Origin of the sequence: Vibrio sp. OPT41 (assembly GCF_015163595.1) — a bacterium.
Classification (GTDB): Bacteria; Pseudomonadota; Gammaproteobacteria; order Enterobacterales; family Vibrionaceae; genus Vibrio; species Vibrio alginolyticus.
Window position 1 is genome coordinate 28833 of sequence record NZ_JADDYH010000030.1, and the last position, 21868, is coordinate 50700.

The following is a 21868-nucleotide window of genomic DNA, read 5'->3' on the forward strand; positions in this document are numbered from 1 at the left end:
GCTTCTTTATATAAGAAAGCAAATAACCACGCCGGGTTTAACAAGAACCTAAAACTACTGATCAGTAAAGGTAATTATCATGAAACGCACTTTTCAACCTACAGTTCTAAAGCGCAAGCGTACTCACGGCTTCCGTGCTCGCATGGCAACTAAGAACGGTCGTAAAGTTATCAACGCACGTCGTGCAAAAGGCCGTGCGCGCCTATCAAAATAATCGCTAGTTTATTTTGAACACGTACGCGTTTAATCGGGAGTTACGTTTGTTAACTCCCGAGCATTATCAAAACGTCTTCCAGCAAGCTCATCGAGCTGGCTCGCCTCATTTCACCATCATTGCTCGCAATAACAAACTTTCTCACCCACGATTAGGTTTAGCGGTTCCCAAAAAGCAAATCAAAACGGCTGTCGGTCGTAACCGATTTAAGCGTTTGGCTCGTGAAAGCTTTCGTAACAATCAACATCAGCTTCCAAACAAAGATTTTGTTGTGATTGCAAAGAAAAGCGCGCAAGATTTAAGCAATGAGGAAATTTTTAAGTTGTTTGATAAGCTATGGCAACGCCTGTCTCGCCCTTCACGTGGATAGCCATTGGGCTCGTTTATCTGTATCGCTGGTTTATCAGCCCTTTGATTGGTCCTCGTTGCCGGTTCACACCAACCTGTTCCACTTACGCGCTAGAAGCTTTGAGAGCTCACGGTTTTGTAAAAGGATGTTGGTTATCAGGCAAACGTCTATTAAAATGCCACCCTTTGAATGAAGGGGGGTATGACCCCGTTCCACCAGTCCAAAAACAAGACAGAGATAACTAACGATGGATTCTCAACGTAATATCCTGCTCATCGGTTTGGCCCTGGTTTCTTTTTTGCTGTTTCAACAATGGCAAGTTGCAAAGAATCCAGAACCTCAAGCAGTTGAACAGGCTCAATCAAGCAGCACTCTACCTGCACCATCTTTTGCTGATGAACTTGACCCAGTTCCTGGTCAACAGCAAGCTTCTGCAAAAACTATCACAGTAACGACTGATGTTTTAACTCTGTCGATCGACACCGTTGGTGGCGATGTGGTACATGCCAACCTTAACGAATACTCTGCTGAGTTAGATTCATCAGATTCCTTTGTTCTGCTTAAAGACGCTCAAGGTCACCAATTTATCGCTCAAAGCGGTCTAGTGGGTCCTCAAGGTATCGACTTGAGCAGCACAAATCGCCCTCACTACAACGTAAGTGCAGACAGCTTCACAATGGCTGACGGTCAAGATGAACTTCGCGTTCCGATGACATTCACTGCAAACGGCATCGAATACACCAAAACTTACATCTTTAAACGCGGCAGCTACGCGCTTAATGTTGAATACGATGTAGTGAACAACTCAGGCAACAACGCAACATTTGGTATGTACGCTCACCTACGTCAAAACCTAATGGACGATGGTGGTAGCATCACAATGCCTACTTACCGTGGTGGCGCATACTCAACAGAAGATACGCGTTACAAGAAGTACAGCTTTGATGATATGCAGGATCGCAACCTGTCTCTTAACCTAGCCGATGGCCAAGGTTGGGCAGCAATGATTCAGCACTACTTTGCCGCAGCTTGGATCCCACGTAACGAACCAGGTACTAACCTATACACTCGTGTAATTGGCAACCTAGGCGACATCGGCGTTCGTATGCCAAACAAAACTATCGCAACAGGCGATCAGGCTAAGTTTGAAGCAACACTTTGGGTTGGTCCAAAACTGCAAGATGAAATGGCAGAAGTGGCACCTAACCTAGACCTAGTAGTGGACTACGGCTGGTTATGGTTCATTGCGAAGCCTCTTCATATGTTGCTTTCATTCATCCAGAGCTTTGTTGGTAACTGGGGTGTGGCAATCATCTGTCTGACCTTCATCGTTCGTGGTGCAATGTACCCACTAACAAAAGCGCAATACACGTCTATGGCGAAAATGCGCATGCTACAGCCTAAGCTGCAAGCAATGCGTGAGCGTATCGGTGATGACCGTCAGCGCATGAGCCAAGAAATGATGGAACTGTACAAGAAAGAGAAAGTGAACCCACTAGGTGGTTGTCTACCTCTTATCCTACAGATGCCTATTTTCATCGCACTATACTGGGCGCTAATGGAATCGGTAGAGCTACGTCACTCACCATTCTTCGGTTGGATTCATGACCTTTCAGCGCAGGACCCTTACTACATCCTGCCGCTATTGATGGGTGCGTCTATGTTCCTAATCCAGAAGATGAGCCCGACAACGGTAACGGATCCAATGCAGCAGAAGATCATGACCTTTATGCCGGTTATGTTTACCTTCTTCTTCTTGTTCTTCCCATCAGGTCTCGTTCTGTACTGGTTGGTGTCGAACATCGTAACGCTTATCCAGCAAACTCTGATCTACAAAGGATTAGAGAAAAAAGGCTTACACAGCAAGTAACCTTTTAGGAAATGATTGAGAAAGGCGGCCAAAAGGTCGCCTTTTTGTTTTTGGCTGATTACAATTCAGCTAATTAATTGTGATGGCTCCCTAGGTATCTTCCCTATAGCCCAGCTCAAAAGGCAAAATTATGACTACAGATACGATTGTCGCTCAAGCGACCGCGCCTGGTCGTGGCGGTGTCGGTATTATTCGAGTTTCTGGCCCTAAAGCCAACCAAGTGGCGTTAGAAGTCACTGGCAAAACACTAAAGCCCCGCTACGCAGAGTACCTGCCGTTTAAGTCAGAAGATGGCACTGTGCTTGATCAGGGCATCGCACTGTACTTCCCTAACCCACACTCATTTACCGGTGAAGACGTACTTGAGCTACAAGGCCATGGCGGCCCTGTCGTGATGGATATGCTGATAAAACGCATTCTAGGTATAGATGGTATTCGAGCTGCTCGCCCTGGTGAGTTCTCTGAACGCGCATTTCTGAACGATAAACTCGACCTCGCTCAAGCCGAGGCGATCGCAGACCTCATTGATGCCAGTTCTGAAGAAGCAGCAAAATCGGCACTGCAATCCTTACAGGGCGCATTTTCAGGCCGCATTAATACCTTAGTTGAGTCGCTGATTCATTTGCGTATCTATGTTGAAGCAGCCATCGACTTCCCTGAAGAAGAGATCGACTTTTTGGCCGACGGTAAAGTGGCTGGTGACCTACAAGCCATCATCGACAACCTAGATGCGGTGCGCAAAGAAGCTAACCAAGGCGCTATTATGCGTGAAGGGATGAAAGTCGTGATTGCGGGTCGTCCAAATGCGGGCAAATCAAGCCTACTGAACGCGCTATCGGGTAAAGAATCTGCAATCGTAACCGACATCGCAGGAACCACGCGTGATGTACTGCGTGAGCATATCCATATTGATGGCATGCCACTACACATCATTGATACAGCAGGTTTGCGTGATGCTTCCGATGAAGTAGAGAAAATCGGTATCGAACGCGCGTGGGATGAAATAGCCCAAGCAGACCGCGTATTGTTCATGGTGGATGGCACGACAACCGATGCCACCGATCCGAAAGATATCTGGCCAGATTTTGTGGATCGCCTACCAGACAACATTGGCATAACTGTGATCCGTAATAAAGCGGATCAAACGGGTGAAGATATGGGGATCTGCCACGTCAATAACCCTACTCTTATCCGTTTGTCAGCGAAGACTGGTGCAGGGGTTGAAGCTCTGCGCGATCATCTCAAGGAGTGTATGGGCTTCTCTGGCAACAGTGAAGGTGGGTTTATGGCTCGTCGTCGTCATCTCGATGCATTAGAACGTGCCGCACAGCACCTTCAAATAGGCCAGGAGCAGCTTGAAGGCTATATGGCAGGTGAAATATTGGCTGAAGAGCTACGCATCACCCAACAACATCTCAATGAGATTACCGGTGAGTTCAGTTCTGACGACTTACTGGGACGAATCTTCTCTTCATTCTGTATCGGGAAGTAAATAATCGAACGCGCGGTGCTGAGCTTAACTCACACCGCGTTTCTTTTTGTACGGCAAGCCATCCATGAGCTTTAGCCGTCGCATTCAATAAGGAAGAAGTATGATCCACATTATTACAGGCAGCACGTTAGGTGGCGCAGAATACGTAGGGGATCACCTGAGTGATCTACTCAACGAGAATGGATTTGAAACAACGATCCACAACCAGCCTTCCCTCAATGATATCGAAAATCAAGGTACGTGGTTGGTGATCACCTCTACACATGGAGCTGGTGAGTATCCTGATAATATCCAACCTTTTATCGCAGCATTACAAAATACACCGCCAAAAATGACTGATGTAAAATTTGCGGTGATTGCGATTGGTGACTCTAGCTACGATACGTTCTGTGCCGCTGGTCAACACGCTTATGATTTATTAGAGGATATTGGTGCAACCCCTCTCGCAGATTGCTTTAAAATCGATGTACTGAGCCATGATGTGCCAGAAGACGCCGCAGAGATGTGGTTAAAAGAGAATATCGAACGTTTTTAAACTCACGACTTTCCCTTCAACAGAGTCGAAATTCGGCTCTGTTTTCTCCCATGTGAATAACTCCCACCAAATTATTTTGTTTAACCGCTCAAAAACCAACCAAACATACTGTGGATAACTACAATAAGATCCAGTGATTTTCCTTTAGTTATCCCAATAACAACTTTGATCAATTTTACCCCCTGTGTATAACCACCACTTTTGATCCCAGGTAATCCTCGATCTGATCCAATCATGATCACAAGATATGATCCAAAGAAGATCCATGATCTTGTTGATCATTTTTAGGTTATCCACAGAAACGGTCGATCCTAATAGTAGATCTAATAAAAGATCATATATATAGATCTTATATATATTTATCTTGAAGCTTAAAACGGATAAAACGAGAAAACGTTTTTCTCTCTGGCATAAAGCAGGTAAAATACGGCTCCTTTATCTGTCCATTAAATCCCTTTGAATACCTGAGGTCAGTTCATGCTTTATCACGAAAACTTTGACGTCATTGTTGTCGGTGGCGGACACGCAGGAACGGAAGCCGCGCTCGCATCTGCACGCACAGGACAAAAAACACTTCTCCTTACCCATAACATCGATACATTAGGCCAGATGTCTTGTAATCCGGCGATCGGTGGTATTGGTAAAGGTCACTTAGTAAAAGAAGTAGATGCTATGGGCGGTTTGATGGCTGAAGCCATCGACCATGCAGGTATTCAGTTTCGTACACTAAATGCCTCCAAAGGTCCTGCAGTACGAGCAACTCGAGCTCAAGCCGATCGCGCTCTGTACAAAACGTACGTTCGTAATGCATTAGAAAATGCGCCTAACTTAACGTTGTTCCAGCAATCAGTTGATGATCTGATTGTTGAACAAGATCGCGCAGTTGGTGTGGTAACTCAAATGGGACTTCGCTTCCATGCGAAAGCCGTTGTGCTAACCGTGGGTACCTTCCTTGGTGGTAAGATCCACATAGGTATGGAAAGCTCGTCTGGTGGTCGTGCCGGGGATCCACCATCGATCGCATTAGCGGATCGACTGCGTGAACTGCCGTTCCGTGTGGATCGTTTAAAAACAGGTACTCCACCGCGCATTGATGCTCGTACTGTTGATTTTTCAGTGCTAGAAGCTCAGCACGGTGATAACCCAACGCCTGTATTCTCGTTCATGGGCAAACGTGAACAGCATCCGCGTCAGATTCCATGTTTCATCACCCACACCAATGAACAAACTCACGATGTGATCCGTAGTAACTTGGATCGCAGTCCAATGTACGCAGGTGTGATTGAAGGTATTGGTCCGCGTTACTGTCCGTCTATTGAAGACAAAGTGATGCGTTTCGCTGACAAAAACAGCCACCAAATCTTTATTGAGCCAGAAGGCCTAACCACGCACGAGTTATACCCTAATGGTATCTCGACCAGCTTGCCATTTGATGTGCAAGTACAAATCGTGCGCTCAATGAAAGGGTTTGAAAATGCACACATCGTTCGCCCAGGTTATGCGATTGAATACGATTTCTTCGATCCACGTGATTTGAAGCAAACGTACGAGACGAAGTTCATCCATGGTTTGTTCTTTGCTGGCCAGATTAATGGTACGACTGGCTACGAAGAAGCCGCAGCGCAAGGCTTGATGGCGGGCCTAAACGCAAGCTTGTTTAGCCAAGACAAAGAAGGCTGGAGCCCACGTCGTGACCAAGCTTACATGGGCGTGTTGATTGATGACTTATCGACCATGGGTACCAAAGAGCCGTACCGCATGTTCACTTCTCGTGCGGAATACCGCCTGCTACTTCGTGAAGATAACGCCGATTTACGTTTAACGGAAAAAGCGCGCGAGCTAGGCTTGATTGATGATGTTCGTTGGGCTCGCTTTAACGAGAAAATCAACAATATGGAAACGGAGCGTCAGCGTTTGAAAGCAACGTGGATGAATCCGAAGTCAAAGGGTGTTGATGAGTTGAACAAGCTGCTGAAAACCCCAATGGCCCGTGAAGCGAGTGGTGAGGATCTTCTGCGTCGTCCAGAGATCACTTATTCGCAACTGACGCAACTTGAAGCGTTTGCTCCTGCTCTTGAAGATCAGCAAGCGGCTGAGCAAGTTGAAATTCAAGTGAAATACGATGGTTACATCAAGCGTCAGCAGGAAGAGATCGAAAAATCACTGCGTCACGAAAATACCAAGTTACCTGCTGATTTGGATTACCGCGATGTAAAAGGTTTATCAAACGAAGTCGTTGCTAAACTGAGCGAGGCCAAACCAGAGAGCATCGGTATTGCATCACGCATTTCTGGTATTACGCCTGCTGCAATTTCTATTCTACTTGTTCACTTGAAAAAGCATGGTTTGCTGAAGAAAGGTGAGGAAGAATAATGAGCGCATTGCGAACAAAGCTGGATTCACTGATCGCGAAAACCGATTTGGAAGTGTCAGAACAGCAACGAGAGCAGTTAGTTGGTTATGTCGAACTGCTCGACAAATGGAACAAAGCATACAATTTAACATCGGTACGTGATCCGCTTGATATGTTAGTGAAACATATTCTTGATAGTATCGTTGTAAGCGCACACCTGCCCGGTGAGCGCTTCATTGATGTTGGTACTGGTCCGGGGTTACCGGGCATCCCTTTGGCAATCATGAACCCTGAGAAAACCTTCTTTTTGCTCGACAGTCTTGGCAAACGCATCCGTTTTATCAAGCAAGTTGTGCACACATTAGGGCTGAAAAACGTGACACCAATTCAAAGTCGCGTCGAAGAATTCCAGCCTGAAGAAAAATTTGATGGCGTTTTGAGTCGAGCTTTTGCTTCAATGACAGACATGGTGGAATGGTGCCACCATTTGCCGAAACAAGAGCACGGGGTGTTTCTAGCGCTGAAAGGACAGCACCCTAAAGATGAAATGGATCAGCTTCCTGAATGGTGCAGTGTGACAGAGATCATATCTTTGGCTGTTCCTGAGTTGGAAGGTGATCGTCATCTAGTAATCTTATCGCGCAAGGAAAATTAGCGAGGTAATCGTGGGTAAAATTGTAGCAATCGCCAACCAGAAAGGTGGGGTCGGCAAAACAACAACGTGCATTAACTTAGCGGCTTCGATGGCGGCAACAAAGCGCAAGGTTTTGGTGATCGATCTCGACCCGCAAGGTAATGCTACGATGGCCAGTGGCGTGGATAAGTATATGGTCGACGCCACCGCATACGATCTTTTGGTCGAAGATACACCGTTCGATCAAGTCGTTTGTACCCAAACAACAGGGAAGTATGATTTGATCGCGGCGAACGGAGACGTAACCGCGGCAGAAATCAAATTGATGGAAGTTTTCGCTCGTGAAGTGCGTCTAAAAAATGCATTGTCGTCAGTTCGCGATAACTATGATTTCATCTTTATTGATTGTCCTCCTTCTCTAAACCTTCTTACAATCAATGCGATGGCGGCAGCTGACTCTGTGCTGGTGCCGATGCAATGTGAATACTTTGCGTTAGAAGGTTTAACTGCTCTTATGGATACAATCAGCAAGTTAGCGGCTGTTGTGAATGAAAACCTCAAAATCGAAGGTTTATTGCGTACCATGTACGACCCACGCAACCGCTTATCGAATGAAGTATCCGATCAACTTAAAAAACACTTTGGGAATAAAGTTTACCGTACTGTCATTCCGCGTAATGTTCGTTTGGCTGAAGCACCAAGTCACGGTAAGCCAGCAATGTACTACGATAAGTACTCCGCAGGTGCCAAAGCGTATCTTGCTCTAGCGGGCGAAATGCTCCGCCGCGAAGAAATCCCAGTTTAACTCTAACCTAAGGAATTCAATCCCATGTCTAAGCGTGGTCTCGGAAAAGGACTGGATGCGTTATTGTCGACCAGTTCGTTTGCTCGTGAAAAACAGCATATTGCATCGCATAGCCAAGAATTATCGGCAGACGGTGAGTTAACCGATTTAGCGATTGGTCAATTGCAGCCGGGCGTATACCAACCGCGTAAAGATATGGCGCCTGAAGCGCTAGAAGAACTAGCGGCTTCGATTCAATCACAAGGCATTATTCAACCAATCGTGGTTCGCCAGGTCGAAAGTGGTCAGTTTGAGATCATCGCAGGTGAGCGCCGCTGGCGTGCTGCAAGGCAGGCGGGTTTAAAACGCGTGCCGTGTTTGGTGAAAAAAGTTGAAGATCGTGCCGCCATCGCCATGGCGTTGATTGAAAACATTCAACGTGAAGACTTGAATGTGATTGAGGAAGCCCAAGCGCTTGAACGTCTACAAGATGAATTCACGCTGACACATCAGCAAGTGGCCGATGTGATTGGTAAATCAAGAACGACGGTCAGTAACCTATTACGTCTGAATCAGTTGGAAGTTGATGTAAAAGGTCTGGTTGCAGATAAAAAATTGGAAATGGGTCATGCTCGAGCTCTGTTAGCGTTAGAAGGCGAACAGCAAGTCGAAGTAGCTCAACAAGTGGCTAAGAAGCAAATGACTGTTCGCCAAACCGAACAGTTAGTAAAAAAGTGCTTAGCCCCACAAAATGAGCAAAAAGGGCAACAAGAGGATACCGAAGCCGAGCAAATGTCGCATAAATTGAGTCAGCTGCTTGATGCAAAAGTTTCTCTTACCCGTTCTGCAAACGGAAAAGCGAAATTGACGATAAGTCTTGATGAGCCTCACAAATTGGACCAACTAATTGCCAAGCTTGAGGCCTAGATGAGATAATTGATTTAGGTCAATTAATCTAATTAATCGAATTTTGTGCGAAAGTTGTCGTTTTGTAAACAAAACTGTAAGTTTTTGATGCAATCGAATTGCTTTACGTTGAACTGAACGTATAATTTTCGCCAATTTCCCAGCACAGAGAGTTAAGTGCGAAGTGGATATTACTAGAGGTACGAATACATGGTAGCTGCGTTAGCTAGACCAGGACGAGAGCTCGCAAGGCAATTGTTAATGATCCAGTCTGGCGCGGTTATTTTTGTGGCAGCAGGAATGGCGGTAGCCATAAATCCTGACTGGGGATTTTCAGCGCTGATTGGCGGAGGCATTTTTGTTGTTGCCAATGCAGTATTCGCGCTGTGTGCTTTCATGTTTAGTGGAGCTCGCGCTGCCAAGCGCATCGCTGCTTCCTTCTATACGGGTGAAGTACTGAAAATTCTCATCACGGTTGCACTGTTCTATGTTGCCTACATGTATATGCAGGTGGAACTTGTTCCCCTCAAACTAACCTATTTGCTGGTACTAGGTATTAATATCTGTGCACCAGTGCTATTCATTAACAACAAAAAATAGGATGAGTTATGGCTGCGCCAGGTGAAGCGCTAACATCGTCCGGTTACATTGCCCACCACCTTTCTAACCTATCGCTATACAAGTTGGGTTTAGTAGGGTCGGAGACAAGTTTCTGGAACGTACATATCGATAGCCTGTTTTTTTCTTGGTTTACTGGTTTAATCTTCCTCGGAATTTTTTACAAAGTAGCAAAGAGAACAACAGCGGGTGTACCGGGTAAGCTTCAGTGTGCTGTAGAAATGATCGTTGAATTTGTCGCCGATAACGTCAAAGACACGTTCCATGGACGCAACCCACTGATCGCGCCTTTAGCACTGACTATCTTTTGTTGGGTATTTTTGATGAACGTGATGGACTTAGTTCCTATCGACTTCTTACCATACCCAGCAGAGCATTGGCTAGGTATTCCTTACCTTAAGGTTGTACCGTCTGCTGATGTGAATATCACCATGGCTATGGCTCTAGGCGTTTTTGCATTGATGATTTACTACAGCATCAAAGTAAAAGGTCTAGGTGGATTCGCAAAAGAACTTGCACTACATCCATTCAATCACCCACTGATGATTCCGTTTAACCTACTAATTGAAGTGGTATCGCTATTAGCGAAACCTCTATCACTTGGTATGCGTCTATTCGGTAACATGTTCGCGGGTGAGGTTGTATTCATTCTTTGTGCGGCAATGCTACCATGGTACTTACAATGGATGGGTTCACTACCGTGGGCAATCTTCCATATCTTGGTTATTACGATTCAAGCCTTCGTATTCATGATGTTGACAATTGTTTACCTGTCAATGGCACACGAAGATCCTGATCATTAATTTTTTTAAAGCTTTTTATTTGGGCACTAAGCCAACAACTATAAATTGGAGATAGTAATGGAAACTTTACTGAGCTTTTCTGCAATCGCCGTAGGTATTATCGTCGGTCTTGCTTCTCTTGGTACAGCGATTGGTTTCGCACTGCTAGGTGGTAAATTCCTAGAAGGTGCTGCACGTCAACCAGAAATGGCTCCTATGCTACAAGTTAAGATGTTCATCATCGCGGGTCTACTTGATGCGGTTCCAATGATCGGTATCGTAATCGCGCTACTATTCACTTTCGCAAACCCATTCGTTGGTCAACTAGGTTAATCACCTTTAACTCGGGACGGGCGATTATCGCTTGTCACTGATTAACACTAAGTCCAAATAGAGGGGTAGCTGTTGTGAACATAAACGCAACTCTGCTAGGTCAAGCAATCTCGTTCGCACTATTTGTGTGGTTCTGCATGAAGTATGTATGGCCACCATTGATGCAAGCGATCGAAGAGCGTCAGAAGAAAATTGCTGATGGTCTTCAAGCAGCAGAACGTGCTGCGAAAGACTTGGATCTAGCACAAGCCAACGCTTCTGATCAATTGAAAGAAGCGAAGCGCACAGCAACTGAGATCATCGAACAAGCGAACAAGCGTAAGTCTCAAATTCTTGATGAAGCTCGCGAGGAAGCTCAGGCAGAACGCCAGAAAATCCTAGCGCAAGCAGAAGCAGAACTTGAAGCTGAACGCAATCGTGCACGCGATGAGCTGCGCAAACAAGTTGCTACTCTGGCTGTAGCTGGTGCTGAGAAAATCCTTGAGCGTTCTATCGATAAAGATGCGCAAAAAGATATTCTCGACAACATTACTGCAAAACTTTAAGTCTGGGGGCGCATATGTCTGATTTGACTACTATCGCACGCCCCTATGCTAAAGCAGCCTTCGACTTTGCTTTAGAGAAAGACCAGTTGGACCAATGGGGCCAAATGTTATCTTTTGCTGCTGAAGTGGCCAAAAACGAACAAATGAACGAACTACTAACGGGTTCGGTTTCTGCTGACAAAATGGCAGAAATTTTTGTTGCAGTTTGCGGCGAACAAGTTGATGCGCACGGTCAAAACCTTTTGAAGGTAATGGCTGAGAATGGTCGTTTATCGGCCCTTCCTGATGTTTGTACGGAGTTTTTTACTCTGAAAAAAGAACATGAGAAAGAAATTGATGTTGAAGTAATTTCAGCAACAGAGCTTTCTGATGAACAACTTGCAAACATTGGCAGCAAACTTGAAAAGCGTCTTGAACGCAAAGTGAAGCTGAATTGCAGTGTAGATGAGACCCTACTTGGTGGGGTTATTATTCGAGCCGGAGACCTAGTCATCGATGACTCAGCGCGTGGTCGTTTGAACCGCCTGAGCGATGCATTGCAGTCTTAATGGGGATTGGAGCATGCAACTTAATTCCACGGAAATTAGCGATCTGATCAAACAACGTATCGAATCTTTCGAAGTTGTTAGTGAAGCTCGCAACGAGGGTACTATCGTATCGGTAAGCGATGGTATCATCCGCATCCACGGCCTAGCGGACGTGATGCAAGGTGAAATGATTGAATTACCGGGTGGCCGTTATGCACTGGCACTTAACCTTGAGCGTGACTCGGTTGGTGCGGTTGTAATGGGCCCATATGCTGACCTTAAGGAAGGCATGAAAGTTACAGGTACTGGCCGCATTCTTGAAGTGCCAGTTGGTCCAGAACTACTAGGCCGCGTAGTAAACACGCTGGGTGAGCCTATCGATGGTAAAGGTCCAATCGAAGCGAAAATGACTTCGCCTGTAGAAGTGATCGCACCAGGTGTAATCGACCGTAAATCGGTAGACCAACCTGTGCAAACTGGTTATAAGTCAGTTGACTCTATGATCCCAATCGGTCGTGGTCAGCGTGAGCTTATCATCGGTGACCGTCAGATTGGTAAAACAGCACTGGCGATCGACGCGATCATCAACCAGAAAGACTCTGGTATTTTCTCTATCTACGTAGCAATCGGTCAGAAAGCATCGACTATCGCTAACGTTGTTCGCAAACTAGAAGAGCACGGCGCACTACAAAACACTATCGTTGTAGTTGCATCAGCTTCTGAATCTGCAGCGCTTCAATACCTAGCGCCTTACGCAGGTTGTGCGATGGGTGAATACTTCCGCGATCGCGGTGAAGACGCACTGATTGTTTACGATGATCTATCTAAGCAAGCGGTAGCTTACCGTCAGATCTCTCTACTACTTAAACGTCCACCAGGCCGTGAGGCATTCCCAGGTGACGTATTCTACTTACACTCGCGTCTACTAGAGCGTGCAGCTCGTGTAAACGAAGAGTACGTAGAGCGTTTCACTAACGGTGAAGTGAAAGGTAAGACTGGTTCTTTGACTGCTCTTCCTATCATCGAAACTCAAGCAGGTGACGTTTCAGCATTCGTACCGACTAACGTAATCTCGATTACCGATGGTCAGATCTTCCTACAAACTGAGCTATTCAACGCTGGTGTTCGTCCTGCTGTTGACCCAGGTATCTCAGTATCTCGTGTAGGTGGTTCAGCTCAGACGAAAATCATCAAGAAACTATCAGGTGGTATCCGTACAGCACTAGCTGCATACCGTGAACTAGCGGCATTTGCTCAGTTCTCTTCTGACCTTGATGACGCAACGAAGAAACAGCTAGACCATGGTCAAAAAGTTACAGAACTAATGAAGCAGAAGCAGTATGCTCCAATGTCTGTATTTGACCAAGCTCTAACTATCTTCGCGGCAGAGCGCGGTTACCTTGATGATGTAGAACTTAACAAAGTTCTAGATTTCGAGGCGGCTCTACTATCGTACGCTCGCGGTCAATACGCTGAACTAGCAGCTGAGATCGACAAGTCTGGCGCTTACAACGATGAAATCGAAGCTCAGTTGAAGAAACTGACTGACGACTTCAAAGCAACCCAAACTTGGTAATTAGGTCGGTGGCAGTTTCTGCCACCAACTAACGGAGAGTAACGATGGCCGGCGCAAAAGAGATACGTAATAAAATCGGTAGTGTTAAAAGCACTCAGAAAATTACGAAAGCGATGGAAATGGTAGCAGCTTCAAAAATGCGTCGTTCTCAAGATGCAATGGAAGCTTCTCGTCCATACGCTGAAACAATGCGTAAAGTGATCGGTCATGTGGCTAACGCAAACCTAGAGTACCGTCATCCGTACCTAGAAGAGCGTGAAGCTAAACGTGTTGGTTACATCATCGTTTCGACAGACCGTGGTCTGTGTGGTGGTTTGAATATTAACGTGTTCAAAAAAGCCGTTACAGACATGCAAGCATGGAGAGAGAAAGGTGCTGAGATTGAGCTAGCCGTTGTTGGCTCAAAAGCAACAGCTTTCTTTAAACATGGTGGCGCAAAAGTTGCGGCACAGGTTTCTGGTCTTGGAGATAATCCAAGCCTACAAGACCTAATCGGCTCTGTTGGCGTAATGCTGAAGAAATACGATGAAGGTGAACTGGACCGTCTATATGTAGTATTCAACAAGTTTGTAAATACTATGGTTCAGCAACCAACGATCGATCAATTGCTACCTTTGCCTAAATCGGACAGCGAAGAGATGCAGCGTGAGCATTCATGGGACTACATCTATGAGCCTGAACCAAAACCTCTACTGGATACGCTATTAGTGCGTTACGTAGAGTCTCAGGTATACCAAGGTGTGGTTGAGAACCTTGCTTGTGAGCAAGCGGCTCGAATGATTGCGATGAAGGCTGCAACGGATAACGCAACCAGTTTGATTGACGATTTGGAACTTGTGTACAACAAAGCCCGTCAGGCTGCGATTACACAAGAACTATCAGAAATCGTTGGTGGTGCAGCTGCGGTTTAAGCTTAGGTAAAACGAAATAGTTTAGAGGATTAACGATGGCTACAGGTAAGATCGTACAGATCATCGGTGCGGTAGTCGACGTAGAGTTCCCACAGAGCAATGTACCTAGTGTATATGACGCTCTAAACGTAACGGACTCAAAAGAGCGTCTAGTTCTTGAAGTTCAACAACAGCTAGGCGGTGGCGTAGTTCGTTGTATCGTAATGGGTAGCTCTGATGGTTTACGTCGTGGAGTTGAAGTGGTTAACACTGGCGCTCCAATTTCAGTACCAGTAGGTACTAAAACTCTAGGTCGTATCATGAACGTCCTAGGTGACGCAATTGACGAGCGTGGTGAAGTGGGTGCGGAAGAGGTTTACTCTATCCACCGTAGTGCACCAAGCTACGAAGAGCAATCAAACGAAATTGCACTTCTAGAAACGGGCGTTAAAGTAATCGACCTAATTTGTCCATTCGCTAAGGGTGGTAAAATCGGTCTATTCGGTGGTGCAGGTGTAGGTAAGACCGTTAACATGATGGAACTTATCAACAACATCGCACTACAGCACTCAGGTCTATCAGTATTCGCTGGTGTTGGTGAGCGTACTCGTGAAGGTAACGATTTCTACTACGAGATGCAGGAAGCGGGCGTTGTAAACGTTGAGAAGCCTGAAGAATCAAAAGTAGCGATGGTTTACGGTCAGATGAACGAGCCACCAGGTAACCGTCTACGTGTTGCACTGACTGGTCTAACAATGGCAGAGCGTTTCCGTGACGAAGGTCGTGACGTACTACTGTTCATTGATAACATCTACCGTTACACACTTGCAGGTACAGAGGTATCAGCACTACTAGGTCGTATGCCTTCTGCGGTAGGTTACCAGCCAACTCTTGCAGAAGAGATGGGTGTACTTCAGGAGCGTATCACGTCAACGAAATCAGGTTCTATCACGTCTGTACAGGCGGTATACGTACCAGCGGATGACTTGACTGACCCGTCTCCAGCAACAACGTTCGCGCACTTGGATGCAACGGTTGTACTTAACCGTAACATCGCTGCAATGGGTCTATACCCTGCGATCGACCCGCTAGATTCAACATCTCGTATGCTTGATCCACTAGTCGTTGGTCAAGATCACTACGAAGTTGCTCGTGGTGTTCAGCAGACTCTTCAGCGCTACAAAGAGCTGAAAGATATCATTGCTATCCTAGGTATGGACGAGCTATCTGAAGAAGATAAGCAAGTTGTATCTCGTGCACGTAAGATTGAGCGTTTCCTAACTCAGCCTTACCACGTAGCAGAAGTATTTACAGGTGACCCTGGTATTTACGTACCTCTAAAAGAGACTCTACGTGGCTTTAAAGGTCTACTAGCTGGTGAATACGACGACATTCCTGAGCAGGCATTTATGTACTGCGGTAGCATCGACGATGCTATTGAGAATGCGAAGAAGCTATAAGGCTAACTAGGAGGCGATATGGCAGCAATAACCTTTCACCTAGACGTAGTAAGCGCTGAGAAGAAAATCTTCTCTGGTCGTGTTGAAACGTTTCAGGTGACCGGTAGCGAAGGTGAACTTGGTATTTTCCATGGTCACACACCGCTGCTGACCGCTATCAAGCCTGGTATGGTGCGTATTGTGAAACAGCACGGCCACGAAGAAATTATTTATGTTTCTGGTGGTATGGTAGAGATTCAGCCTGGTACAGCGACTGTACTAGCTGATACAGCTATCCGTGGTGAAGAGCTAGACGCAGCGAAGGCAGAAGAAGCCAAACGCCGCGCTGAGGAGCAAATCCAGAATCAGCATGGTGACATGGACTTCGCACAAGCGGCCAGTGAACTGGCTAAAGCCATTGCTCAGCTACGAGTTATCGAGCTGACAAAAAAGCGTCGCTAAGCTCAATTAGCAACGTTGCATGAAAAAAGGCGGCCAATTGGTCGCCTTTTTGATTAATTTTAGTTGGAAATTTACCTTACTCCATTAACTATTTTAAAAGAGCTGTTTAAAATAACGGCCAATTAACATAAAACGTCAATAGGTTATCAATGAAATTCAGTGCTGTGATTCTTGCAGCGGGTAAAGGTACCCGTATGCATTCGAACATGCCTAAAGTGCTACACACTTTGGCAGGCAAGCCAATGGCAAAACATGTGATTGATACATGTACAGGTCTAGGTGCACAAAATATCCACTTGGTCTTTGGTCACGGTGGTGATCAAATGCAAACCACTCTTGCAGAAGAGCCTGTAAATTGGGTGCTTCAAGCGGAGCAGTTAGGGACTGGTCATGCGGTTGATCAAGCATCTCCTCGCTTTGAAGACGATGAAAAAATCCTCGTGCTTTACGGTGATGTTCCACTGATTTCAGCTGAAACGATTGAAAACCTATTAGATGCACAGCCAACTGGCGGTATTGCTCTGCTCACCGTTATGCTTGATAACCCGACAGGCTACGGTCGTATTATCCGTAAGAATGGTCCTGTTGTTGCGATCGTTGAGCAAAAAGATGCAACAGAAGAACAAAAACAAATTAAAGAGATCAACACTGGCGTGATGGTTGCGACTGGTGGGGATCTTAAGCGTTGGTTGTCTGGCTTAAACAACAACAACGCACAAGGCGAATACTACCTAACTGACGTTATTGCAGCTGCACACGATGAAGGTCGTGCCGTTGAGGCAGTACACCCAGTCAATGCCATTGAGGTGGAAGGGGTCAATGACCGCGCGCAGCTTGCTCGTCTAGAGCGTGCTTTCCAGTCAATGCAAGCTCAGAAGCTGCTAGAGCAAGGTGTCATGCTACGCGATCCAGCACGCTTTGATTTGCGTGGTGAGTTACAGTGCGGTATGGACTGTGAAATCGACGTGAATGTTATCATCGAAGGTAATGTTTCACTGGGTGATAACGTGGTTATCGGTGCGGGTTGTGTACTGAAAGATTGTGAAATCGACGACAACACCATCGTTCGCCCTTACAGTGTGATTGAAGGTGCAACGGTTGGTGAAGAATGTACGGTTGGTCCATTTACTCGCCTTCGTCCTGGTGCTGAAATGCGTAACGATTCCCATGTGGGTAACTTCGTTGAAGTGAAAAATGCGCGCATCGGAGAAGGTTCAAAAGCGAACCACCTAACTTACTTAGGTGATGCAGAGATCGGTCAACGTACTAACATCGGTGCAGGTACGATCACTTGTAACTACGATGGTGCGAACAAGTTTAAAACCATCATCGGTAATGATGTTTTTGTTGGTTCTGATAGCCAGCTGGTGGCGCCTGTCACTATCGCTGATGGCGCAACCATCGGTGCAGGCACGACACTAACAAAAGATGTTGAAGAAGGTGAGTTAGTAATTACTCGCGTCAAAGAGCGCAAAATTACTGGCTGGCAGCGTCCTGTAAAACAGAAATAAGCATTACCTACACTCTGTCAAAGCCGCTCAACAAGAGCGGCTTTGTTGTTTCTAGCTAAGGCTTCATCGCTAGTAGCTAGGAATGGCAATACGTTTTTCGAGCCAACGAACGGCTTGAGATACAAATAGGATGAGCAACAAGTACTCCAAAACGAGGAAGGTATAAATCTCTAAGGGTAAGTACTCATTCACCACCAGCTCATTAGCACGGCGAGTGAGATCGCTTAAACCAATCACGCTGACTAAAGAACTCATCTTGAGAATGTAGACAAATTGATTACCCAGTGGTGGGAGAATTTGCCGAAACGCTTGGGGAAGAATTACCAAGCGCATCTTTTGCCAATAGCTTAAGCCCAAAGATTCAGCCGCTTCATGCTGGCCACGGCTGATAGCTTGTATTCCACCGCGAAATACTTCCGCCATAAACGCGCTCTCAGCGATAGTCAGTGCAATAACACCCGCCCAAAAGTGATTGAGTGAGACATCCAATAGCGTAGGCATGCCGTAATACACCCAAAGTAGTAAGACTAAAACTGGCACTGAACGGATCACCTCGACATAAATACGGTTTATCCACTTCAGAGAGGCTGAGTCCGACAGAGCGGGTAACGCAACGATCAGGCCCAAGCTCATCGCAAATAACATACTGAGGAGTGATACCTGAATGGTGTCATTAAACCCAGCGATTAAAAACTTTAGATTGGTGAGTCCTTGATCCGTCGAAGGGTCAAGTACATACCAGCCCCATTGATAATCTGAACAACCAGTGAGTAATAGCAGTGAAAACAGCCATAGAGTTCGAAACGTCACATTTACTCCCTGAATTAACTAAAAAACTTCCTTTGTTGCTGCTATGTTATCAGTAGAGCTCTAATAAAGGTTAATTATTAAACCGTATAAGGTCATTATTTTTAAGGGAATAAAAATGAGAAAGATTTTACTAGTGCTAGGAATGTGTTTGCTTGCTGCGACTCAAGTCGCTCACGCTGAAAGCCGTCTTCAATCCATTTTAGACAATGGCGTACTCCGAGTTGGAACGACGGGAGATTGGAATCCGATGACGATGAAAGACCCTGCGACAAACAGTTATCGTGGCTTCGATATCGATGTAACAACAGAACTTGCTAAAGATCTCGGTGTAAAAGTGGAGTATGTGCCCACGGATTGGAAGACGCTAGTTAATGGCATTACCGCCAACAAATACGATATTACTGGCAGCGCATCTCTGAACATGTCTCGCGCGAAAGTAGCTGGATATAGCCAGCCATATTTCTACCTTGCCTTTGTACCTGTGGTGCAAAAGAAAGATCTCGCCAAATTCTCTGATTGGGCGGATTTTAATAAACCAGAAGTAAAAGTCGCGGCGACGTTAGGTACGGTACAAGAAAAAATGGTGAAAGAGTTCTTCCCGTCTGCTCAGCATATTGTTATTGAAGCGCCAGCGCGCGACTTCCAAGAACTACTATCTCGCAGGGCCGATGTATCGGTGACGTCCAATGTGGAAGCAGCGACGTTGGTGGATAAGTTTAAACAATTGGCGATAGTGCCAGTGACCGCACCGCGTAAACCAACCCCAATTGCTATGTTGTTGCCGCAAGACGATCAAGTATGGATTAATTACATCAATCACTGGGTAGAGTTGAAAAAGACTCAAGGCTTTTTTAAGCAGACTGCCAAGAAATGGGGGTTGAAAAGCTTATAAACAGAAAGAGCCGCATTGCGCGGCTCTTTTTATTATCTGAACGATTAAAGTTCGTCTTCACTCACGACTCGGGCGTTGTCAGGAGTCGTAAAGTGCTTGGATAATTCGCGATTCGACAGAATGTATCCCATCCACAGCCCACCCATACAGATGATGATTGCGATGCCAGTAACCATCTGAGCTTGGCTTGCCATTGCGGCTACCAATGCACTTGAGAAGCTACTTACACAGATTTGCAGGCTGTTTTGCAGACCTGCTGCTGTTGCAGGGCTCTGTTGTGCGCTGGCCAATGCACGGTTTACCACGATTGGGTACAGCGCGCCGTTAGCAACGGCAATCAAACAGAATGGCGCAAGAATAGGCCAAATCGATGACAGATCCCACTGTGAAGCAATGAAAATCATTAATGCCGCGACACTAAATAGGCCAATCAGTTGGCGCAGAACCTTTTCATCACCAAATTTTCGAACGCCTACTTTACCTAAGTAGCCACCAGCCATAAACGCGATGGTTTGTGGGATAAAGCTCAAACCAATATCTTTTGCTTCGTAGCCCAGTTGCGCCATGATTTCTGGCATCCCAGTTAGGTAAGCAAAGAATGCAGCTGAAGCCGTCGCAAACATAAACACGTTGCCAAGGTATTTTTTAGAACTCAGCAGCGCTTTGATGTCGGCAGACATACTGGTTTGTTTGATTTCTGCTTTCTCGTCTTTTTGTGCCATGGTCGCAAAGACCAAAAAGACACCAACCAGTGTTAGCGTAATAAAGATACTGTGCCAGCCGAAGTTATCTGCCAACACTACCCCTAATTGAGGTGCTAGTGCTGGTGATAGCGCGACGAGTGGCATGATTGTCGCAAAAATTTGTTGGCTACTGCTTGAGTAGCGTTTAATGACCATAGCCTGCCAGATCACGGCTGGTGCACACACACCGATAGCTTGGATAAAGCGCAGTGTGAGTAGTTGCCATACTTGATCACAGAAAGCCAAACCGAATGACGCGATAGTAAATAGCACCAACCCGGCTGCGAGTGTATTACGATGGCCAAATTTATCGGATGCCAATCCCCACATTAGCTGGCCAATCGCCATACCAACGAGGAATACCGTTAAAGAGAGCGCAATTTGCTCAGGGCCTGTTGCAAAGTCGATTTCCATCGCTTTGAATGCTGGCAGATACATATCGGTAGCAACGAAGCCAAGCATCGATAATGCTGCCAGATAAATGAGCTGTAGTTTTGAGATTTTCATGATTCAACCAGTCAAATTATTTAATCATTTTTTAATCAACATCAGTTGGCGCCAACCCTGATTTATTTACCTTATTATTCTATTTTTCGATTTTGAGAAAATAAAACGCTAAAATTGTTGGTTATCAATCAAATTTTTTGAAAGGTTAAATCATGTTCTCTAAAGCGTCTTTGGAAATGCTGGATACGGTTGCCCGTTTAGGCAGTTTCACCGCTGCGGCTGAGGTATTGCATAAAGTCCCCTCAGCCATCAGCTATGGAGTAAGGCAGGTCGAGCAAGATTTAGATGTGGTGCTGTTTCGACGTTTACCAAGGAAAGTCGAGCTAACTCCAGCGGGTGAACTTTTTATGGCCGAGGCGCGCTCTTTGCTGCGTCAAATGGAAGAGGTGAAAGCACAAACGCGGCGAGCGGCTCAAGGATGGAAAAGCACGTTAAAGCTGACCTTAGATAACGTGGTGAAGTTAGAAAAACTCAAACCTTTGGTGGAAGATTTCTATCGCGAGTTTGAATTTGCTGAATTGCAGATCAATATGGAGGTCTTCAATGGTTCTTGGGAAGCCATAGCACAAGGTCGAGCCGACATTGTCGTTGGCGCGACATCTGCGGTTCCCGTTGGGGGAGATTTTGAAGTCAAAGATATGGGCGTATTAGATTGGGCATTTGTAATGTCACCCGCTCATCCTTGCGTTCGACAACAAGTGCTTACTGAAGCGTTTGTGAGTCAATTTCCGGCGATCTGTCTTGATGATACTTCGAACGTGCTGCCAAAACGCCATACTGGCCATTATCCGCAACAGCGCCGATTATTATTGCCCAATTGGTATAGTGCGATTGAATGTTTAAAAAATGGGGTGGGCGTGGGTTACATGCCACGTCATATTGCAACACCCTTAATCAATGATGGTGTGCTGGTGGAGAAGGTCATGCCGGATGATAAACCGCTCAGTCACTGCTGCTTAGTATGGCGCAAAGATGATAATCATAAATTGATCCAGTGGATGGTGGACTATCTTGGGTCGCCTAATCAGCTACATAAAGATTGGTTACAGTCATAAAAAACACCTCGCATTAGCGAGGTGTTTTCATTGATATGTTT

The 21868-nt window shown here is 45.9% G+C and carries 24 protein-coding genes; 22 read left to right on the forward strand and 2 right to left on the reverse strand.

Going from position 1 to position 21868, the window contains the following annotated elements:
- Nucleotides 1–79: 79 nt before the first annotated feature.
- The 20 genes from rpmH (at nt 80) to glmU (ending at nt 17820) form a co-directional block, all read left to right on the forward strand.
- Nucleotides 80–214, forward strand: coding sequence for a 50S ribosomal protein L34 (rpmH, locus tag IQP38_RS13940; protein ID WP_005378825.1), 135 nt, complete (start codon nt 80–82; stop codon nt 212–214).
- 46 nt (nt 215–260) lie between these two features.
- Complete coding sequence (gene rnpA, locus IQP38_RS13945; RefSeq protein ID WP_005394102.1) at nt 261–584, forward strand: ribonuclease P protein component; 324 nt, start codon at nt 261–263, stop codon at nt 582–584.
- Complete coding sequence (yidD, locus tag IQP38_RS13950; protein ID WP_005378822.1) at nt 551–808, forward strand: membrane protein insertion efficiency factor YidD; 258 nt, start codon at nt 551–553, stop codon at nt 806–808. Before rnpA ends, yidD begins: the two co-directional genes overlap by 34 nt.
- A gap of 2 nt (nt 809–810) precedes the next feature.
- The gene (yidC, locus tag IQP38_RS13955) at nt 811–2433 is read left to right on the forward strand and encodes a membrane protein insertase YidC (RefSeq protein ID WP_005383834.1); all 1623 of its coding nucleotides are present in this window, start codon (nt 811–813) and stop codon (nt 2431–2433) included.
- 130 nt (nt 2434–2563) lie between these two features.
- Complete coding sequence (gene mnmE / locus IQP38_RS13960; RefSeq protein WP_005383836.1) at nt 2564–3925, forward strand: tRNA uridine-5-carboxymethylaminomethyl(34) synthesis GTPase MnmE; 1362 nt, start codon at nt 2564–2566, stop codon at nt 3923–3925.
- 100 nt (nt 3926–4025) lie between these two features.
- Nucleotides 4026–4460 carry an FMN-binding protein MioC gene (gene mioC, locus IQP38_RS13965; protein WP_053304046.1) on the forward strand — a complete coding sequence of 145 codons (435 nt, stop codon included), beginning with the start codon at nt 4026–4028 and terminating at the stop codon, nt 4458–4460.
- 477 nt (nt 4461–4937) lie between these two features.
- A complete protein-coding gene (mnmG, locus tag IQP38_RS13970; protein WP_193837680.1) occupies nt 4938–6833 on the forward strand; it encodes a tRNA uridine-5-carboxymethylaminomethyl(34) synthesis enzyme MnmG in 1896 nt (631 codons plus the stop codon).
- Entirely contained in the window at nt 6833–7468 is a 636-nt protein-coding gene (gene rsmG, locus IQP38_RS13975) for a 16S rRNA (guanine(527)-N(7))-methyltransferase RsmG (RefSeq protein WP_005378902.1), read from the forward strand. The genes mnmG and rsmG overlap by 1 nt, the downstream gene beginning before the upstream one ends.
- A 10-nt stretch (nt 7469–7478) precedes the next feature.
- Nucleotides 7479–8252, forward strand: a complete 774-nt coding sequence (locus IQP38_RS13980; protein ID WP_005383838.1) for a ParA family protein — start codon at nt 7479–7481, stop codon at nt 8250–8252.
- Nucleotides 8253–8276: 24 nt separating this feature from the next.
- Complete coding sequence (locus tag IQP38_RS13985) at nt 8277–9158, forward strand: ParB/RepB/Spo0J family partition protein (protein WP_017821562.1); 882 nt, start codon at nt 8277–8279, stop codon at nt 9156–9158.
- A 189-nt stretch (nt 9159–9347) separates the two neighbouring features.
- Entirely contained in the window at nt 9348–9737 is a 390-nt protein-coding gene (locus tag IQP38_RS13990) for a F0F1 ATP synthase subunit I (protein WP_005378921.1), read from the forward strand.
- Between the two features lie 8 nt (nt 9738–9745).
- Nucleotides 9746–10558: a F0F1 ATP synthase subunit A gene (atpB, locus tag IQP38_RS13995; protein ID WP_005378922.1), complete on the forward strand. Its 813-nt coding sequence runs from the start codon at nt 9746–9748 to the stop codon at nt 10556–10558.
- 57 nt (nt 10559–10615) lie between these two features.
- Nucleotides 10616–10870 (forward strand): F0F1 ATP synthase subunit C, encoded by a 255-nt coding sequence (atpE, locus tag IQP38_RS14000; protein WP_002540812.1) that lies wholly within the window; start codon nt 10616–10618, stop codon nt 10868–10870.
- A gap of 74 nt (nt 10871–10944) precedes the next feature.
- Nucleotides 10945–11415, forward strand: a complete 471-nt coding sequence (atpF, locus tag IQP38_RS14005; RefSeq protein ID WP_005378929.1) for a F0F1 ATP synthase subunit B — start codon at nt 10945–10947, stop codon at nt 11413–11415.
- Nucleotides 11416–11429: 14 nt separating this feature from the next.
- Nucleotides 11430–11963, forward strand: coding sequence for a F0F1 ATP synthase subunit delta (gene atpH, locus IQP38_RS14010; protein ID WP_053350671.1), 534 nt, complete (start codon nt 11430–11432; stop codon nt 11961–11963).
- A gap of 13 nt (nt 11964–11976) precedes the next feature.
- Entirely contained in the window at nt 11977–13518 is a 1542-nt protein-coding gene (atpA, locus tag IQP38_RS14015) for a F0F1 ATP synthase subunit alpha (RefSeq protein ID WP_005378931.1), read from the forward strand.
- A 44-nt stretch (nt 13519–13562) separates the two neighbouring features.
- Nucleotides 13563–14429, forward strand: a complete 867-nt coding sequence (gene atpG / locus IQP38_RS14020; protein WP_005378932.1) for a F0F1 ATP synthase subunit gamma — start codon at nt 13563–13565, stop codon at nt 14427–14429.
- Nucleotides 14430–14464: 35 nt separating this feature from the next.
- Nucleotides 14465–15868 (forward strand): F0F1 ATP synthase subunit beta, encoded by a 1404-nt coding sequence (gene atpD / locus IQP38_RS14025; protein WP_005383849.1) that lies wholly within the window; start codon nt 14465–14467, stop codon nt 15866–15868.
- A gap of 18 nt (nt 15869–15886) precedes the next feature.
- A complete protein-coding gene (locus IQP38_RS14030; protein WP_005378937.1) occupies nt 15887–16309 on the forward strand; it encodes a F0F1 ATP synthase subunit epsilon in 423 nt (140 codons plus the stop codon).
- A gap of 149 nt (nt 16310–16458) precedes the next feature.
- On the forward strand, nt 16459–17820 hold the full coding sequence (gene glmU, locus IQP38_RS14035; RefSeq protein ID WP_193837681.1) for a bifunctional UDP-N-acetylglucosamine diphosphorylase/glucosamine-1-phosphate N-acetyltransferase GlmU: 1362 nt from the start codon (nt 16459–16461) through the stop codon (nt 17818–17820).
- Between the two features lie 69 nt (nt 17821–17889).
- Here the strand turns inward: glmU and IQP38_RS14040 are convergent, their stop codons facing one another.
- On the reverse strand, nt 17890–18630 hold the full coding sequence (locus tag IQP38_RS14040; RefSeq protein ID WP_005383852.1) for an amino acid ABC transporter permease: 741 nt from the start codon (nt 18628–18630) through the stop codon (nt 17890–17892).
- 115 nt (nt 18631–18745) lie between these two features.
- Here IQP38_RS14040 and IQP38_RS14045 point away from each other — a divergent pair, with 115 nt between their 5' ends.
- Nucleotides 18746–19522 (forward strand): transporter substrate-binding domain-containing protein, encoded by a 777-nt coding sequence (locus tag IQP38_RS14045; protein WP_062730792.1) that lies wholly within the window; start codon nt 18746–18748, stop codon nt 19520–19522.
- A 44-nt stretch (nt 19523–19566) separates the two neighbouring features.
- Here the strand turns inward: IQP38_RS14045 and punC are convergent, their stop codons facing one another.
- Nucleotides 19567–20772, reverse strand: coding sequence for a purine nucleoside transporter PunC (gene punC, locus IQP38_RS14050; RefSeq protein ID WP_054579443.1), 1206 nt, complete (start codon nt 20770–20772; stop codon nt 19567–19569).
- 152 nt (nt 20773–20924) lie between these two features.
- On the opposite strand from punC, the gene punR reads away from it, so the two are divergent.
- A complete protein-coding gene (gene punR, locus IQP38_RS14055; RefSeq protein ID WP_005378948.1) occupies nt 20925–21827 on the forward strand; it encodes a DNA-binding transcriptional activator PunR in 903 nt (300 codons plus the stop codon).
- Nucleotides 21828–21868 lie beyond the last annotated feature (41 nt).

Coding starts and splice junctions, on each gene's coding strand:
- atpG (WP_005378932.1), top strand. CDS start 13,563: ATGGCCGGCGCAAAAGAGATACGTAATAAAATCGGTAGTGTTAAAAGC.
- atpE (WP_002540812.1), top strand. CDS start 10,616: ATGGAAACTTTACTGAGCTTTTCTGCAATCGCCGTAGGTATTATCGTC.
- IQP38_RS13990 (WP_005378921.1), top strand. CDS start 9,348: ATGGTAGCTGCGTTAGCTAGACCAGGACGAGAGCTCGCAAGGCAATTG.
- mnmG (WP_193837680.1), top strand. CDS start 4,938: ATGCTTTATCACGAAAACTTTGACGTCATTGTTGTCGGTGGCGGACAC.
- atpH (WP_053350671.1), top strand. CDS start 11,430: ATGTCTGATTTGACTACTATCGCACGCCCCTATGCTAAAGCAGCCTTC.
- rsmG (WP_005378902.1), top strand. CDS start 6,833: ATGAGCGCATTGCGAACAAAGCTGGATTCACTGATCGCGAAAACCGAT.
- atpA (WP_005378931.1), top strand. CDS start 11,977: ATGCAACTTAATTCCACGGAAATTAGCGATCTGATCAAACAACGTATC.
- mnmE (WP_005383836.1), top strand. CDS start 2,564: ATGACTACAGATACGATTGTCGCTCAAGCGACCGCGCCTGGTCGTGGC.
- IQP38_RS14045 (WP_062730792.1), top strand. CDS start 18,746: ATGAGAAAGATTTTACTAGTGCTAGGAATGTGTTTGCTTGCTGCGACT.
- yidD (WP_005378822.1), top strand. CDS start 551: ATGGCAACGCCTGTCTCGCCCTTCACGTGGATAGCCATTGGGCTCGTT.
- rpmH (WP_005378825.1), top strand. CDS start 80: ATGAAACGCACTTTTCAACCTACAGTTCTAAAGCGCAAGCGTACTCAC.
- punR (WP_005378948.1), top strand. CDS start 20,925: ATGTTCTCTAAAGCGTCTTTGGAAATGCTGGATACGGTTGCCCGTTTA.
- atpB (WP_005378922.1), top strand. CDS start 9,746: ATGGCTGCGCCAGGTGAAGCGCTAACATCGTCCGGTTACATTGCCCAC.
- IQP38_RS14030 (WP_005378937.1), top strand. CDS start 15,887: ATGGCAGCAATAACCTTTCACCTAGACGTAGTAAGCGCTGAGAAGAAA.
- mioC (WP_053304046.1), top strand. CDS start 4,026: ATGATCCACATTATTACAGGCAGCACGTTAGGTGGCGCAGAATACGTA.
- glmU (WP_193837681.1), top strand. CDS start 16,459: ATGAAATTCAGTGCTGTGATTCTTGCAGCGGGTAAAGGTACCCGTATG.
- atpD (WP_005383849.1), top strand. CDS start 14,465: ATGGCTACAGGTAAGATCGTACAGATCATCGGTGCGGTAGTCGACGTA.
- IQP38_RS13985 (WP_017821562.1), top strand. CDS start 8,277: ATGTCTAAGCGTGGTCTCGGAAAAGGACTGGATGCGTTATTGTCGACC.
- yidC (WP_005383834.1), top strand. CDS start 811: ATGGATTCTCAACGTAATATCCTGCTCATCGGTTTGGCCCTGGTTTCT.
- punC (WP_054579443.1), bottom strand. CDS start 20,772: ATGAAAATCTCAAAACTACAGCTCATTTATCTGGCAGCATTATCGATG.